The organism is Vreelandella sp. DA03-1M (assembly GCF_055725665.1).
The window spans coordinates 439731-454375 of record NZ_CM146798.1 but is presented as its reverse complement, the minus strand read 5'-3'; the positions used below and the strand labels follow the sequence as shown (position 1 = coordinate 454375).

Here is a 14645-nt window from a genome sequence, read left to right as displayed (position 1 = left end):
CCTGACGGCAAATTCCTACCTCACCATTAATTTCCATACTACGTTCTTAGTCGGACAATGGCGTAGATCTATCTTTAGCCTCCTTGATATGAGTTACCAGCTGCTCGATCTCACAATCAAAGTAGTCGCAGAGCTTATCTAGGTTATCCGTCACCGTACTATGCCCTGGATGGTTGATGATCTTAGACAACGTCATCCGATTAATACCCGTTTCTTTTGCTATCTCGCCTATCGTAATCCTGCGCCGTTCTTCAAATTCTTTCTCCGCAATCAGCTCTTTTAAGTGATACCGAATCATCTCTTTGTCCAATATGATCATTAAAGTTATCAAAAAGGTGTTGAAATAATCATTTGATCGTTTATATTTATAACCGAACGATTAAAAATATTATCAAATGATCACTTGATCAAGGAGATAGTCTCATGGCCTGCACTTTTTTGACAACAGAAGAGCTAGCATCACTTATCAAGTACGATGCGCGTACTATCCGCCAGCAACTCAAAGATAGTGTGCTCATTGAAGGCACTCATTATATCCGCCCCTTTGGGCGTCGGAAAATCCTTTATATCTGGGAAACTATTCAGGAAGAAATGCTGAAAGCGACCCCTCGTGAGCAAGCAATCGCCATTCCAATGGCGAACGGAGGCGTATGCCATGGGTAAGGTTCGCGTCCGCCAAGAGAGCAAAAAGCTTTTTATCGACTTCAGGTCCTGAATTCAACTAATAAGTGCAGCACCTGCGGTTTCTAGCGCTCCTGAGTATTCACCTAAGAACACCTGGGCTGGGGTTCGGTATCCCAGCCGCTTTCTTGGTCTATCATTTAGCTTATTGACGACTCTTCGTAGCTCGGCATTGGTCACTTTGCGGAAGTCAGTTCCTTTAGGAAAATACTGCCTAATCAGACCATTGGTGTTTTCATTAGTACCACGCTGGCATGAGCGGTACGGGTCGCAAAAATAGATCTTGGCCGAGACGGACTTGGCAACCTTCCGATGCTCGGCGAATTCCGACCCATTATCCAAAGTGATGGTGTGCACTGCCCCTCGGCGTGGTGCCAATAACCGCGTCATCGCCTGTGCCGTTCTAGTGGCGGTGATTGTTGGCAGCCGCGCTGCCAAGAGGTAGCCACTGCGTCTTTCGACCAGGGTCACCAGCCCGGATTCTTTGTGGCCCTTAAGCACCGTGTCGCCTTCCCAATGTCCGATATGGCGCCGTTCTTCCACCTTGGCAGGGCGCTGCTCGATGCCTACTCGGTGCGGGATTTTGCCTAACCCCGCCCGCTTAGCCAATTGGCGCTGATAGCGCCGCTGGCGTGGCAGCCGGAGCCGTTTCCATAAGGTTCCACCGTGCTTCTTGTCGTCCCAGATTAACGCATAGATCCACTGATGGCTTACGCAGACTCCGTTGGCATTGGCCATAAAACCACTGATTTGTTGAGGGCTCCATTCGTCCATCAATTGGCCAGTGACCCAGCGAACCAGGCTGGGTAGTCGTTTAGTCACTTTCCAGGCGGTGCGTCGGCGCTGATCACTTACCAATTGGGCCTGTTCAGGCGCATAACCACGGGTCAGACCGTTACGTTTTATCTCGCGGCTAATGGTGCTGCTGTGGACACCAATGGCCTGGGCGATCTGTCGCTGGCTGATGCCGGTCTCAAGATAGGCAAAAATTTGGTATCGTTGGATTGGGGTCAGTTGTCGGTATCCCATGCTCTGCTTCACTTTGGTAGGTAAGGCAGAGAGGGTACCGGCGCTGGCCCTCCTGCCTCTACCTTGTGATCCAAAGTGCTGCGCTTATTCTATGAATCCAGGATATGACGGGCAACGTTTTCGTGAACAAACGCTTCTAGACGACAACGCAAAAAATCGTAAGCAGTTGGAGCAGCTTTTACAGCGCATGGAAGCAAAAATGCTGCTCGGCGAATTCAATTATGCAGAATTCTTTCCTAATAGCAGCAACTTGCAGAAATTGAAGACTTGTCAGCCTACCAATACAGCTAAACTTCAAGTTGTCAGCGATTTAGACACACCGCTCTTTAATGATTTTTCTAATCAGTGGTTCGACGAGAGCAAAATCCAGTGGCGTGCTTCCCACGTCCGCAATGTGAGTTCGATCTTGGATAGCTCGTTGAAGCCAGCGTTTGGGAAAAAACACGTCGGAGATATCACCAAGGCTGACATCCTTGCGTTCCGCACCAAACTAGCCAAGCGCAGGGGCCGTGGTGCCACTGGATTGGTATCGCCTAAAACGATCAACAGCCATATGTCCATTTTGCGTATGGTGCTCGATGAAGCGGCCGAGCGGTTCGATTTCGAGACGCCGTACAAAAATATTAAGCCGTTAAAGCTCCAGAAGACGCACATCGAGCCGTTTTCGCTACATGAGGTGCAACGCATCATCGATAACGTCCGCGCAGACTATTGCAACTATTACACGGTGCGCTTCTTTACCGGCATGCGCACCGGTGAGGTCGATGGGTTGAAGTGGAAAAATATTGATTTTGCTAAGCGGGAAATCTTAGTACGCGAAACATTGATAAATGGTGAAACGGAATACACCAAGACCGATGGGTCGCAACGAGAAATACCCATGTTCGGGCAGGTGCACGACGCTCTCAAAACGCAGTACGCCGCCACTGGGCATATGAGTAAGTACGTGTTCTGCAATCAGTTGGGGCAGCCACTTGATCACAATAATGTGACGAAGCGCGTGTGGTATCCCTTGCTCAAGTCTCTTGGGCTGACCAAACGCCGTCCTTATCAAACACGCCATACTGCCGCGACACTCTTTTTGGCTTCTGGTGAAAACCCAGAATGGGTAGCGCGCATGCTGGGTCACAGTTCCACCGAAATGCTGTTCAAGGTTTATTCGCGTTACGTCCCCAATGCCACCCGTATGGATGGCTCTGCCTTTGAGCGTTTGTTAGGCAACACCACGCCCACTAAGCCCCAGAAGGAGCAGCATCATGAAACGGCTTGATAACGCCCCTACTCACCTGTCTCGTACCTTCACGGGCACTTATCGCCTTACTGGGCGCGTGGTGGAGTTCGACAACGCGAAAACGCCTTTCTTAAGGCTGCGGCTAAGCGATTGCGTGGGGGATCAAATCGCGATGCTCAACTTGAGCAAAACAACAGTACCTGAGCGCATCGGCCATCTGGATTTTGTTACCGCCTCCGGCGTGAAGTGTTTATCAGGCCAATTCATTCTCGATGAGTTCCGCAGGGCGTCCCGGGATGAAGTGACCTCTATGGATACCCTGCAATCGTTGCCACGGGTGTACTCCCCGATGCCAGAGGTATTCGACAAGTTAGTCGCGACCGTACAGTCGCTTCGATCAGACTGCCTTCGAGTGTTTTTGACACGGGTACTGGAACGGAAGGATCGTCTTGAAGCTTTTTTGAATGCGCCGGCCAGCGTCAATTATCACCATGCGTATCCAGGTGGTTTGCTAAAGCACTCGCTGGAAGTTGCCAACCACTCAGTGGCTATGCTGCGCCTTAACGAGCCGACCATGCCTCGACTCATGCAGGAAGCCTGTTTCGTGGGAGGACTATTGCACGATATTGGTAAGACATATACTTATGACTCCAAGGGCAAGCCAAATGCCGCCTGGAAGCTCTGTAGCCATGACGTGTTTACGCTAGAGGCTTGTGCCTACGGGCTTACATACTTGGATGCACATGAACCCGACATTGCGATGACACTTCGCCATTTGTGGACATGTGCTTCGCCAAGCGCTCGTTACGGACAACCCGCAGCAATGACGTTGGCCCGTTATATTCGTGACGCGGATGGGCAAAGCGCGATGGCCGATAACCAACAGCGAGCTTTTCGCCGTCAAACTAACAAGGGATTTGGCCGACTCGGGCAAAACCTTTTTTGGCAGCCTCAGTTATCTGCAGCGGCATCACACTGAAGCACACTTATACTTTTCGACCGGAGCCGTCAGCTTTTTGTGCGTCGGCTTTACCAAGCTATTGGAGAACTTTTTTATGACCATGCCAAGTGAACGCACACGTTCGGTCATCCAGACCCGAGAATTCCTGATCGAGCTAAGCCGTAACACTAAGGAAGCTCTGAAAAAGTCACTGCCATCAGCGATAATACGGCTATCGTCAACTGCATAGGATTCAGTGCTGCCATGGATCAAATCACCTTCTCAGAAGCCGAGTACCAGAACAAGAAGCGAAAGACCCGCCGCGAACTCTTTCTGGAGCGGATGGACAAGCTGATCCCCTGGACGCAGTTGGAGAAGAAGGTAGCCCGTTATTACCCCAAGGGCGAGAGCGGGCGGCCTCCGTATCAACTGTCTGCCATGCTCCGCGTCCATTGCATGCAATTGTTTTACAACCTGAGCGATCCGGCCATGGAAGACGCCCTCTACGAGATCGAGTCCATGCGCCAATTCGCCGGTTTGAAACTGGACCGATTGCCGGACGAAACCACGATTCTCAAGTTTCGCCATTTTCTGGAACGCCACGGCCTTGGCAAGGTGCTGTTCCAGGAAGTGAACAACCACCTGGAGAAAAATGGCCTGATGCTGCGCGAAGGGAGCATTGTCGATGCCACTATCATTTCTGCGCCTAGTTCCACCAAAAACAAAAAAGGCGAGCGCGATCCGCAAATGCACCAAACTAAAAAAGGTAGCTCTTGGCACTTTGGCATGAAAATGCACATAGGTGTCGACGATAAGCTTGGGTTGATTCACAGCATTGAGACCACGGCTGCCAATGTCCATGACATTGTGCCTGCCGATAAGCTCCTTCACGGTGAAGAGCAACGCGTCTTCGGTGATGCCGGTTACCTTGGTATTCAAAAACGAGACGAGCACAAGCACCGCAACGATGTCTCTTGGTATATTGCCAAACGGCCTGGCACCCGCAAGCAGCTAGATGCCAGGCGACAGAAAGTCGAAAAAATCAAAGCCAGTATCCGTGCCAAGGTGGAGCACCCCTTTCGGTACATCAAACAAGTTTTTGGTTATGGCAAGGCTCGCTATCGTGGACTGGCCAAAAACACTCAGCGCCTGCACTTGCTGGCGGCGTTCAGCAACCTGCTGATCAGTGAGAAATACCTATGGGAATAGGGCGATTGCGCCCGTTTTCCGCTCAATGAGCGGGAAACGGGCAAAAATACACAAAGAACGGGAGAAGAATGTCTGAATTTTCGATTTTTTCTCGGCTCAAGTGAGCGGTGATGAATATCGGCAGTTATTCAGACCTTCCCTAACTTTCCAGAAACCACCCGCAGGCAAGCAAAGCAGCTATTAAGGCATTACCCGTCACAGATAGAGATGCTAGACGCTGGCCAACTGGAAGAGCACCTTACTGATGGGACTATATTCCAGCCTATTTTCAGCTCTGCGATTGAGAGACTCTAAAGTGTAGCGCTACTCAATCAGGGGGTGACGTCGAACCGAGCAAAGCTCGGTTCTTATCTTCTATCTAAACGACGGCATCACTCTGGTATAGAAAAATTTACCGTTTTAGTACTGAGCGATTTGGGGTCTGGCCCGCCACGGCGCCCAGTATCAAGTGCGTCGATCAAAGCGACCTCTTCGGTGGAAAGCGAAAAATCGAAGATATCGAAATTCTCCCTTATCCGTTCAGTGTGAACCGACTTGGGGATCACTGAATGGCCCCATTCGATATGCCAGCGCAGTATCACCTGCGCCGATGACTTACCATGCCCTTCTGCAATCCGTATGATTGTGGGATGCGTCAGCGGGTCGTCTTCCGGCTTAGGGTCTTCAGTGAAGTAACGATTAACGCCGCCAATGGGCGACCACGCCTGAGTCAGAATGCCCTGCTCCTGATGAAATTGACTCAGCTTCTTCTGAGTAAAAAACGGATGCAGCTCCACTTGGTTTACCGCAGGAACCACGCCGGTCTCATCAATGATGCGCTTAAGCTCTTCTTCGTTGAAGTTCGACACGCCAACTGCACGAGCACGGCCACTTTTGACAACCTCACAGAGCGCCTTCCATGCCCCCAAGGTTCGTTCGAATTCTGTCGGGGCTGGCTGATGTAACAGATAGAGATCGATGTGTTCCATGTCCAGCTTGCGTAGCGAACGTTCAAACCCATGCATTATAATCTGAGAGCCAGAGTTTGGACTCGATGAACACGTCTGAGCGAGCGAGACCGCTTGATCGGAACGCTTCACCCACCTGCTGTTCATTCATGTAAGCGGCGGCAGTATCGACATGACGATAGCCCGCCTCAAACGCAGACAATACCGCACCAGTGGTTTCCTCAGGACTAGAGCGATAAACGCCCAGTCCGAAAGCAGGCATCTCAACACCATTGTTCAAGGTAAGAAGGGGTATGGTCATAGCATTTCCTATCTTGTTTATAGCACTTGGCTGGTTGGCCGGAACAGAATCTCGTTGATATCCACGTCCTCGGGCTGGCTCATGGCGAATTCCACTGAGCGCGCGAACGAGTCGGCGGGTATCGCATACTGTTCATAGAAATCATGGATCGCCTCGGACACGTCATTTTCCGAGATACTATTCGGTAGTTCTGTATCGACAGCGCCAGGCGAGATAATCGTCGAACGAATATTGTAAGGTTTGACCTCTTGGCGCAGTCCTTCGGAAATGACACGAACGGCATGCTTAGTGGCCGCGTAAACAGCACTGCCAGGGCCAACCTTATGGCCAGCGACCGATGAAACGTTGATGATCTGCCCACTCTTTTGGGCGGTCATAGGCGGCATTGCTGCCGCGATGCCATACAGCACACCCTTGATATTGACGTCGATCATTTGATCCCACTCTTCGACCTTCAGGCGCTCTAAAGGCGAATGCGGCATCACACCGGCATTATTGAGCATGACATCGATACGACCATGCAGCTGGATGGCGCGCTCTACCAGCGCTTCCACCTGATCCCGCTGGGTGACATCGGTCTTAACCACCGCCCGCTCATCCAGGCCGAGCTCCTGGGCCAGCGACTGTAAACGCTCCATACGACGCGCGCCGAGCACTACCTTTGCGCCCCCATTCACCAATCGGCGTGCGGTCGCTTCGCCAAGGCCACTGCTAGCCCCTGTGATGACAACGACTTTATCCTTGATACCTTCCATTGTGAGTTCTCCTTTCTAAATAAAGTAATGACTCTTGCTGTTCTTTGCTTAAGAAACGCTGCTGAGATAATCCTCTTCCGCGACTTTTTCCATCCAAGTGACGGGCGAACCATTCTCCGATTCAGCAATCGCGATATGCGTCATAGCGTTGCTATCCGTGGCGCCATGCCAATGCTTCTCGTCTGGTCCAAACCACACTACGTCGCCTGGGCAGAGTTCTTGTTTTGGCTCACCTTCCCGCTGAGCCCAACCCAGCCCGGCCGTAATAATCAATGTTTGCCCTAGTGGATGGGTATGCCAAGCCGTTCGGGCTCCAGGTTCGAAAGTGACGATAGCTCCGCCGGTTTTAGCTGGTTCAGGGGCTTGGAAAGGCGAATCAATACGCACTGCCCCAGTGAAATATTCTTCGGGGCCTTGGGCAGATGACTTGGAGGCGTTGCGCTGGATATCCATGAGAATACCTTTGGTCATTGGAGTGTTTTGACGAGCCTGGAACAGACAGCGAGGTCAAGAGGGAGTAGCGTGTCTCACAGTTTAGGACACTCACCTGGATATGATTAGAGGCTTATAATGACTTGGTCTTATGTCTAGAATTCATTAATCCAAAAACCAACCTACCCCTCCTTCTCGCGCATTTGACCCATCAAGGGTGACGCTTATGACGCGCCTTACAAGCTGTATTAAAAATGTGTTCTTCATAACGGCTTGAGCTATTCGGCTACCCTACTGCTACTGGGCATACGCTCTAATGGCTTTATCACCGTTAACTGATTGAACTCGTAGCGAAGCTTTCAAGGGATATCCAACTAGCCTAGCCGCATAGACACCCAAAGCCATCATCTGATTAATGAATTGAGCACATAAGCTCATCCGGATTTTAGCGATAGTTGAATGGATTTGGTTTAGCTAAGTTGGTAGCTGAAGACAAATGAACGTTATGGACTCATTTCCCAAAGACACCATGTCATTTGGATCGACTTTCATGCCGACTTGCTAGCGATAGGGATGCCCCATGTCAAAGCTAAGCGACTTCGAAATCACCAGGCGCAACCTGTTGATCGGGAGCGCCACGACCACAGCCTCTCTTGCCTTGCCTAAATTTTCCTTCGCCCAGGGAAAAAATACGGGGCAAGCTTCTTCAGTAACCACTATTCCAGCCTCAATGAAAGGGACTCCTCCCCTCTCGAAGCTTCAGCGAGCTACATTGATAGTTGAACCACATCAATGCGGAGGGGAAGAGCCATGAACAAGCATAAGACAATAGGTATTGATCTGGCAAAGCGTGTTTTCCAAGTGTGTGTTGTCGACACTCGCCGCCCGCGTGTTCAGGTCAACAAAGAGCTTAAACGGCATCAGGTCTTGGATTTTATGCGCCGCCAACCGGCCTGTCGGGTGTTCATGGAGGCGTGCGGTGGATCGCATTATTGGGCGCGACAGCTGCAGGCCCTCGGCCATACCGTTGCCCTCATATCGCCCCAGTTTGTAACGCCCTTTCGCAAGGGGCATAAGACAGATGCCAATGACGCGCTCGCCATTGTAGAGGCCGGGTTGCGCCCTGATATGCGCTTTGTACCGCTCAAAAGCGTCGAGCAACAGGATATTCAGAGCCTGCACCGCATTCGGGAAAGGTATATTCATCAACGCACCCAGTTGATCAATCAGGTTCATGGGTTATTGCAGGAATATGGAGTGATCAGCGGTCGGGGACAGAAAGCGTTAAAGCAACGTGTCTGGCTCGCCCTGGAAGATGCCGATAACGAGCTTTCGATGCTGATGCGTGACTTGATTGCCGAGCAAATGGCGGAGCTGGATCGACTCAACGAGCGCATTCAGTCACTGGATAAGCGCGTGGAGCAGATGAGCCGTGCGGTGATGCCTTGTCGCCAACTGTTGGCGATTGAGGGAGTGGGGCCGGTGGTCGCCACCCAGCTCTATAGCGCCCTCGGTAACGGCGACGCGTTCAAGAAAGGTCGCCAAGCGTCAGCCTATCTGGGGTTAACGCCGACACAACACAGCAGTGGTGGCATCGCGAAGATCAAGGGCATTGGCCGAACGGGGCAAATCTCGCTGAAAGCCGCCCTGATACGTGGCGCACACTCGGTCATCAACACCGTGGGTGACAAACAGGATGCTAAAAGTCGTTGGCTACGATCCCTGGTCGCTCGCGTTGGCAAGAACAAAGCGGCTGTCGCGTTAGCGAACAAGACAGTGCGAACCGCCTGGGCGGTTCTGCACAGCGGACAGTCCTATTGTAGAGAGTTTAACGACGGTTCCGCGCTGATGGTGAGCTAAGCGGTAACATCATCAGCGGCTAAGCGCCGACAGGCGGCTACCTTGTTGCCGGGCAACGATCGATGAAAAACAGGTCAGACCGACCTTCTCAAAACCTGCTCATTGCGATGGCTGAAAAAGCCTACGCCTCGTTGAGGAGAGAAGGTGCGCGACGTTCATCAGGGTCAGGGGATAGCGTCCCCATTAAGAGACCGACTATACGCACGCATCGGCTTATGTTGTTCATCATCGGAGCTTGCAACCGGGGAGGAGTCCCTATACGGCAATGACAGAGGTCGGTTTCACTGTGAATGGCGAGGCCCGGAAGTTAACTGCCGATAATCGCCTCACCCTTCTTGATGCACTGCGCGAAAGCCTGCAACTAAGCGGCACGAAAAAAGGCTGCGACCATGGCCAATGCGGAGCCTGCACCGTTATGGTCAATGGTCGGCGTATTAACTCGTGTTTGTCCCTTGCGGTAATGCATGAGGGTGATGAAATCACAACGATTGAGGGGCTTGGCACACCAGAGGGTCTTGACCCGATGCAGGTCGCCTTTATTGAACATGACGGCTATCAGTGTGGTTACTGCACCCCTGGTCAAATCTGCTCGGCGAAGGCAACACTCGAAGAAATCCGGGCTGGCATCCCAAGCCATGTGACTGAAGATATCACCGGAAAGATACAAATCACGTCCGCTGAGATACGCGAACGTATGAGCGGTAACCTCTGCCGCTGCGGCGCCTACGCGAACATTCTTGATGCCATAGAGAACGTCGCGGAGGGTAAGGCATGAGAGCATTTAGCTACGAACGAGCAGGATCGCCCCAAGAAGCAGCCGCAGCAGCGGCCGCGCATGAAGGAGCCCAGTTCATCGCTGGCGGGACAAACCTTCTTGATCTGATGAAGCTGGAAATCGAGGCGCCCTCGCATCTCATCGATGTGAACGGACTAGGACTCGATACTATCGAAGCGACGGCAGAGGGAGGCCTGCGCATTGGCGCGCTAGTACGCAACACTGATCTTGCCACCGACCAACGCGTGCGCCGCGACTATGGTGTCCTGAGTCGTGCGCTCGTCGCGGGGGCATCGGGCCAGCTACGCAACAAGGCAACGACGGGTGGTAACCTGCTACAGCGCACACGCTGTCCCTATTTCTACGACACCAACATGTCTTGCAACAAGCGCGAGCCAGGGTCGGGTTGCGCCGCGCAAGGAGGCTACAGCCGTCAACTCGCGGTTATCGGCGGCAGCGAAGCCTGTATCGCCACTCACCCAAGTGACATGGCAATCGCCATGCGTGTGCTCGATGCAGTGGTGGAGACAGTGAATGCCGAGGGCGACACTCGCGCCATTCCCCTCGCTGACTTTCACCTTCTTCCTGGCGACACCCCGCATATCGAGACAGTACTCGCACCAGACGAATTCATCACCGCCGTTGTCCTTCCCAGGCCACTTGGCGGGCAGCACTTCTACCACAAGGTACGTGATCGTGCATCCTACGCCTTCGCTCTAGTATCGGTTGCCGCTGTGATTCAGCCGGATGGCTCAGGTCGCATCGCACTGGGTGGCGTGGCCCCCAAACCGTGGCGAAATGAGGCCGCCGAGGCCGCAATGCCAAACGGTGCCCGAGCCGTCATATCACGTCTTTTGGAGGGTGCGACACCCACTGAAGATAACGAATTTAAGGTGACACTGGCTGAGCGTACGCTTGCCGCCGTGCTCGCCGAAGCCAGGGGATAAGCCATGCGTTTCGACAGTCCCGCTGAACAAAACGTCTCCGATCGTATGAAGGTGCTCGGACAACCATTACGCCGAATCGACGGACCTCTAAAAACCACCGGCATGGCGCCCTACGCCTACGAGCGTCATGGTGTGGCGAAAGATCAGCTTGTCGGCTACCCACTCGGCTCTGCCATCGCCAAAGGCCGTATTGTCTCGATGGATATTGATGAAGCGCAAGCCTCACCGGGGGTTGTGGGCATTGTCACCACCTTGGAAATGGAGCGCCTTCCCAAGGTCGACTGGAATGTGGCGTATCTCTTCGGTGGACGCGAGATTCAGCATTATCACCAGGCAATTGCCGTGGTGGTTGCTAACAGTTTCGAAGAAGCCCGCGCCGCAGCCGCCTTGATTCGCGTCGAGTATGAGGAAGACCGAGGTGCCACCTACGACCTGGCTGCCGTACGGCAAGAGCGGTTAAGTGATGACGTAGAACCCATTGACAATATTGGCGACTTCGAAAGCGCCTATGCGTCAGCTGAGGTGACACTTGATGCCACCTATACCACCCCAGGGCAATGCCATGCCCAGATGGAGCCACACGCGACCATTGCCCAATGGGATGGAGATCATCTGACCCTCTGGAAATCGAATCAGATGATTGAGTGGAGCCGTCAAGCACTCGCTACCACGTTTGATTTGCCCGCCGAAAACTTTCGTCTCGATTCGCCTTACATAGGCGGTGGTTTCGGGGTGAAGCTATTTTTACGCGCCGATGCGGTGATGGCTGCGCTTGCTGCTAGAAAGGTCGGGCGCGCGGTTAAGCTCGCGCTCCCTAGGCCAATGTCCGCAAATAACACGACCCATCGCGGTTTGACGATCCAGAGAATACGCATTGGAGCCTCCCAAGAGGGAAAAATCACCGCGATCGGGCACGATAACGCCACCAACACGCTTCCCGGTGGTGGCGGCGAAAACGGCGCCAGGGCCACTCGCCGTTTTTATGCAGGTGAAAACCGGCTTCTCATTAATCGAGCGCTGGAAATTCATCTTCCAGAAAGCAATGCGATGCGCGCACCCGGCGAAACAGCAGGCCTGATGGCGCTAGAAATTGCGATGGATGAAATGGCTGAGAAGCTAGGGATGGACCCTGTCGAGTTTCGGATTATTAACGATACGCAGGTCGACCCTAGTCATCCTGAACGTCAGTTTTCGGAGCGTCACTTTATTGAGTGCTTACAGCGCGGCGCCGAAGTCTTCAATTGGGCATCTCGCAACAAAGCCCCAGGCTCGCGACGTGAAGGGGCGTGGTTAATTGGGCATGGTGTGGCAGGCGCCTATCGCGATGCCCCTGCAGAAACCTCAGGGGCGCGGGTCAGTGTAAGGCCCGACGGTTCTATCCGTGTAGAAACGGACATGACGGACATTGGTACCGGGTCGTACACCATTATCGCCCAGACGGCGGCAGAGATGATGGGCGTTTCGCTTGATGTGGTTAGCGTTGATTTAGGAGATTCTCGACATCCTGTTTCTGCTGGTTCAGGCGGTCAGTGGGGAGCGGCAAGTTCTACGGCGGGGGTCTATGCGGCCTGTTTAGCGTTACGCAAAAAAATTGCAGAGCGTTTAGCTGTTGATCCTGAGGCACTTGAATTTTCAGAAGGTTATGTTCGCTATAACGATCAGCAAACAGCGCTCAGTGAGCTCGCCTCTTCAGGCGCCATTACGGCTGAAGACAGTATTGAGTTCGGTGATTTTCGAAGTGAAGAGTATCAACTAGCCACGTTTGGCGCGCACTTTGTCGAAGTGGCCGTTCACGCTTCGACGGGTGAAATTCGCGTCCGCCGAATGCTAGCAGTCTGTGATGCTGGACGCATTCTTAATCCCATGACAGCTCGTAGCCAGGTGATAGGGGCGATGACCATGGGTGTTGGCGCAGCCCTAATGGAAGAGCTGGCTGTCGATACCCGACATGGCTTTTTCGTTAACCATGACCTAGCTGGTTACGAAGTACCGGTTCATGCCGACATCCCAAAGCAGGAGGTTATCTTCCTTGAAGGCGAGGACCCCTATTCGACGCCGTTAAAGGCCAAAGGTGTCGGCGAACTCGGTATTTGCGGGGTCAGCGCAGCAGTCGCTAACGCCATCTATAACGCTACCGGCGCGCGAGTCCGCGACTACCCCATCACACTTGATAAATTCCTAGACCGTCTACCACAAATCGCCTGAAACGCCTAGTAATCCCGGAAGCCTAGCCACTTCCGGGCGCAGCTCTAAACAGCGATATATTCGTTGATATAAAAACCCTTAATGCAAAGGATGTCGCAGTATGATGAAGTTTGCTTTCCCCCTCCTATTTTCCTTCGCGGCGCTTTCTCACGCCGAGGCGCAAGAGTCCGATTCCAGTCGCATCGCGCCGGACGAGGTCTACGAAGTAGCGCCTGGCCTAGGCCAATACACAGATGAGGTCTTGTTCGGGCGCGTCTGGCCCGGCGAGGCCCTCGCCCCCCGTGATCGTAGCCTTGTCGTGCTGTCCGCGCTGATTTCCATGGGGCAGACCGGGCCGGTAGGTAGTCATACCCGCATCGGCCTGGAAAACGGCCTCACGCCTGCCGAGATCGGTGAGATCGCCACCCATCTGGCTTTCTATGCTGGCTGGCCCTATGCCATCGCCGCTGTCTACGAGATGCACGAGGTCTTTCAGGATCAAGGCGTTGAGATGCCAGTAGAGGCCGATGGCACACCGCTAGAACTTAACTCGGAGGCCGAAACCGAGCGTCAGCGTGAAATGTCCGAAGGCATCACTGCGACAGTGCCTCAACTCGCGGACGCGACCAATGAGGTACTGTTTGACGATTTATGGCGTCGACCTACGCTGAGCACCCGAGACCGCAGCTTGGTGACTATCGCGTCACTAGCCGCTACCGGTAAGGCCGAACAACTCCCCGCCTACCTCAATCGAGCACTGGATAATGGGCTAACACCAGCTGAGGCGAAGGAAGCAATTCACCACCTAGCCTACTATTCAGGATGGCCAAACGCGGTATCCGCAGTCCCAGTGCTTGAAAAAGTCTTGTCGGCGCGTGAGACAGCCGAGACGTCAGCCAACATTACGGTTGTGCCCAGCACGAATGCAGAAACCACGACAGGCGGTGAGGATAATTTCACGGGAGTAGCTGAGGTTAGCCAACGCTTTTCTGCCCCCCAACCCGCCCGCCTCGGGGGAGGCGTAGTGAGCTTCGAGGCGAGCGCTCGCACGGCTTGGCACACCCACCCTCTCGGTCAAACGCTTTATATCACCGAAGGATGCGGCTGGGTGCAGAGTGAAGGCGAAACTGTCCAAGAGGTTAAGCCCGGCGACATCGTTGTCATACCACCGAATACACCTCACTGGCATGGTGCTTCCGCATCTGACGCCATGACTCACCTTGCTATATCAGAAGCGCAGGATGGCAGCTCTGTAACGTGGATGGAACTCGTCACTGATGAAGAGTATGCACAAGGAGAGAGCGCTGAGAGTAAATGCAACGCTTAAACAGGTGGTCGGATTTACTCAGTCGTA

General features: G+C 53.2%; 13 protein-coding genes and 2 pseudogenes. 10 read left to right on the top strand and 5 right to left on the bottom strand.

The genetic code is table 11. The features are described 5' to 3' along the window. Window positions 1–46 precede the first annotated feature (46 nt). A complete protein-coding gene (locus ACXUPB_RS02135; protein ID WP_217908772.1) occupies window positions 47–319 on the bottom strand; it encodes a helix-turn-helix domain-containing protein in 273 nt (90 codons plus the stop codon). A gap of 104 nt (window positions 320–423) precedes the next feature. On the opposite strand from ACXUPB_RS02135, the gene ACXUPB_RS02130 reads away from it, so the two are divergent. Beyond that, entirely contained in the window at window positions 424–663 is a 240-nt protein-coding gene (locus ACXUPB_RS02130; RefSeq protein ID WP_022520247.1) for a hypothetical protein, read from the top strand. 54 nt (window positions 664–717) lie between these two features. On the opposite strand, the gene ACXUPB_RS02125 is transcribed toward ACXUPB_RS02130, so the two are convergent. Beyond that, window positions 718–1710 carry an IS30 family transposase gene (locus tag ACXUPB_RS02125; RefSeq protein ID WP_472954230.1) on the bottom strand — a complete coding sequence of 331 codons (993 nt, stop codon included), beginning with the start codon at window positions 1708–1710 and terminating at the stop codon, window positions 718–720. 91 nt (window positions 1711–1801) lie between these two features. On the opposite strand from ACXUPB_RS02125, the gene ACXUPB_RS02120 reads away from it, so the two are divergent. The 4 genes from ACXUPB_RS02120 to ACXUPB_RS02105 all read left to right on the top strand — a co-directional run bounded on the left by ACXUPB_RS02120 (window position 1802) and on the right by ACXUPB_RS02105 (window position 5090). Next, window positions 1802–2980, top strand: a complete 1179-nt coding sequence (locus ACXUPB_RS02120; protein ID WP_472955128.1) for a tyrosine-type recombinase/integrase — start codon at window positions 1802–1804, stop codon at window positions 2978–2980. Next, window positions 2967–3920 carry a TraI domain-containing protein gene (locus ACXUPB_RS02115; protein ID WP_176302478.1) on the top strand — a complete coding sequence of 318 codons (954 nt, stop codon included), beginning with the start codon at window positions 2967–2969 and terminating at the stop codon, window positions 3918–3920. The genes ACXUPB_RS02120 and ACXUPB_RS02115 overlap by 14 nt, the downstream gene beginning before the upstream one ends. 76 nt (window positions 3921–3996) lie before the next feature. Beyond that, window positions 3997–4131 (top strand): BPSL0761 family protein, encoded by a 135-nt coding sequence (locus ACXUPB_RS02110; protein ID WP_472955126.1) that lies wholly within the window; start codon window positions 3997–3999, stop codon window positions 4129–4131. Between the two features lie 14 nt (window positions 4132–4145). Continuing rightward, window positions 4146–5090, top strand: coding sequence for an IS5 family transposase (locus tag ACXUPB_RS02105; RefSeq protein WP_101147219.1), 945 nt, complete (start codon window positions 4146–4148; stop codon window positions 5088–5090). Window positions 5091–5461: 371 nt separating this feature from the next. Here ACXUPB_RS02105 and ACXUPB_RS02100 read toward each other — a convergent pair. The 3 genes and pseudogenes from ACXUPB_RS02100 to ACXUPB_RS02090 form a co-directional block, all read right to left on the bottom strand. Next, window positions 5462–6299: pseudogene (locus ACXUPB_RS02100) on the bottom strand (aldo/keto reductase). Between the two features lie 56 nt (window positions 6300–6355). Next, window positions 6356–7093 (bottom strand): SDR family oxidoreductase, encoded by a 738-nt coding sequence (locus ACXUPB_RS02095; protein WP_472955123.1) that lies wholly within the window; start codon window positions 7091–7093, stop codon window positions 6356–6358. Between the two features lie 48 nt (window positions 7094–7141). Beyond that, entirely contained in the window at window positions 7142–7546 is a 405-nt protein-coding gene (locus ACXUPB_RS02090; RefSeq protein WP_472955120.1) for a (R)-mandelonitrile lyase, read from the bottom strand. 789 nt (window positions 7547–8335) lie between these two features. Here ACXUPB_RS02090 and ACXUPB_RS02085 point away from each other — a divergent pair. From ACXUPB_RS02085 to ACXUPB_RS02065, 5 genes and pseudogenes are all read left to right on the top strand, one after another. Next, window positions 8336–9385, top strand: coding sequence for an IS110 family RNA-guided transposase (locus ACXUPB_RS02085; RefSeq protein WP_472952743.1), 1050 nt, complete (start codon window positions 8336–8338; stop codon window positions 9383–9385). Window positions 9386–9617: 232 nt separating this feature from the next. Beyond that, window positions 9618–10160: pseudogene (paoA, locus tag ACXUPB_RS02080) on the top strand (aldehyde dehydrogenase iron-sulfur subunit PaoA); the annotation flags it as partial. After that, window positions 10157–11107, top strand: coding sequence for an FAD binding domain-containing protein (locus tag ACXUPB_RS02075; protein WP_472955118.1), 951 nt, complete (start codon window positions 10157–10159; stop codon window positions 11105–11107). The pseudogene paoA and the gene ACXUPB_RS02075, both read left to right, overlap by 4 nt. 3 nt (window positions 11108–11110) lie before the next feature. Then, a complete protein-coding gene (gene paoC / locus ACXUPB_RS02070) occupies window positions 11111–13312 on the top strand; it encodes an aldehyde oxidoreductase molybdenum-binding subunit PaoC (protein WP_472955116.1) in 2202 nt (733 codons plus the stop codon). Window positions 13313–13412: 100 nt separating this feature from the next. Continuing rightward, on the top strand, window positions 13413–14618 hold the full coding sequence (locus tag ACXUPB_RS02065; RefSeq protein WP_472955114.1) for a (R)-mandelonitrile lyase: 1206 nt from the start codon (window positions 13413–13415) through the stop codon (window positions 14616–14618). The last annotated feature ends 27 nt before the right edge of the window (window positions 14619–14645 follow it).

What these genes read in the sequence shown, in the direction of transcription:
- ACXUPB_RS02135 (WP_217908772.1), bottom strand. Translation starts at nt 319, where the DNA reads ATGATCATATTGGACAAAGAGATGATTCGGTATCACTTAAAAGAGCTG.
- ACXUPB_RS02130 (WP_022520247.1), top strand. Translation starts at nt 424, where the DNA reads ATGGCCTGCACTTTTTTGACAACAGAAGAGCTAGCATCACTTATCAAG.
- ACXUPB_RS02125 (WP_472954230.1), bottom strand. Translation starts at nt 1,710, where the DNA reads ATGGGATACCGACAACTGACCCCAATCCAACGATACCAAATTTTTGCC.
- ACXUPB_RS02120 (WP_472955128.1), top strand. Translation starts at nt 1,802, where the DNA reads ATGAATCCAGGATATGACGGGCAACGTTTTCGTGAACAAACGCTTCTA.
- ACXUPB_RS02115 (WP_176302478.1), top strand. Translation starts at nt 2,967, where the DNA reads ATGAAACGGCTTGATAACGCCCCTACTCACCTGTCTCGTACCTTCACG.
- ACXUPB_RS02110 (WP_472955126.1), top strand. Translation starts at nt 3,997, where the DNA reads ATGACCATGCCAAGTGAACGCACACGTTCGGTCATCCAGACCCGAGAA.
- ACXUPB_RS02105 (WP_101147219.1), top strand. Translation starts at nt 4,146, where the DNA reads ATGGATCAAATCACCTTCTCAGAAGCCGAGTACCAGAACAAGAAGCGA.
- ACXUPB_RS02095 (WP_472955123.1), bottom strand. Translation starts at nt 7,093, where the DNA reads ATGGAAGGTATCAAGGATAAAGTCGTTGTCATCACAGGGGCTAGCAGT.
- ACXUPB_RS02090 (WP_472955120.1), bottom strand. Translation starts at nt 7,546, where the DNA reads ATGGATATCCAGCGCAACGCCTCCAAGTCATCTGCCCAAGGCCCCGAA.
- ACXUPB_RS02085 (WP_472952743.1), top strand. Translation starts at nt 8,336, where the DNA reads ATGAACAAGCATAAGACAATAGGTATTGATCTGGCAAAGCGTGTTTTC.
- ACXUPB_RS02075 (WP_472955118.1), top strand. Translation starts at nt 10,157, where the DNA reads ATGAGAGCATTTAGCTACGAACGAGCAGGATCGCCCCAAGAAGCAGCC.
- paoC (WP_472955116.1), top strand. Translation starts at nt 11,111, where the DNA reads ATGCGTTTCGACAGTCCCGCTGAACAAAACGTCTCCGATCGTATGAAG.
- ACXUPB_RS02065 (WP_472955114.1), top strand. Translation starts at nt 13,413, where the DNA reads ATGATGAAGTTTGCTTTCCCCCTCCTATTTTCCTTCGCGGCGCTTTCT.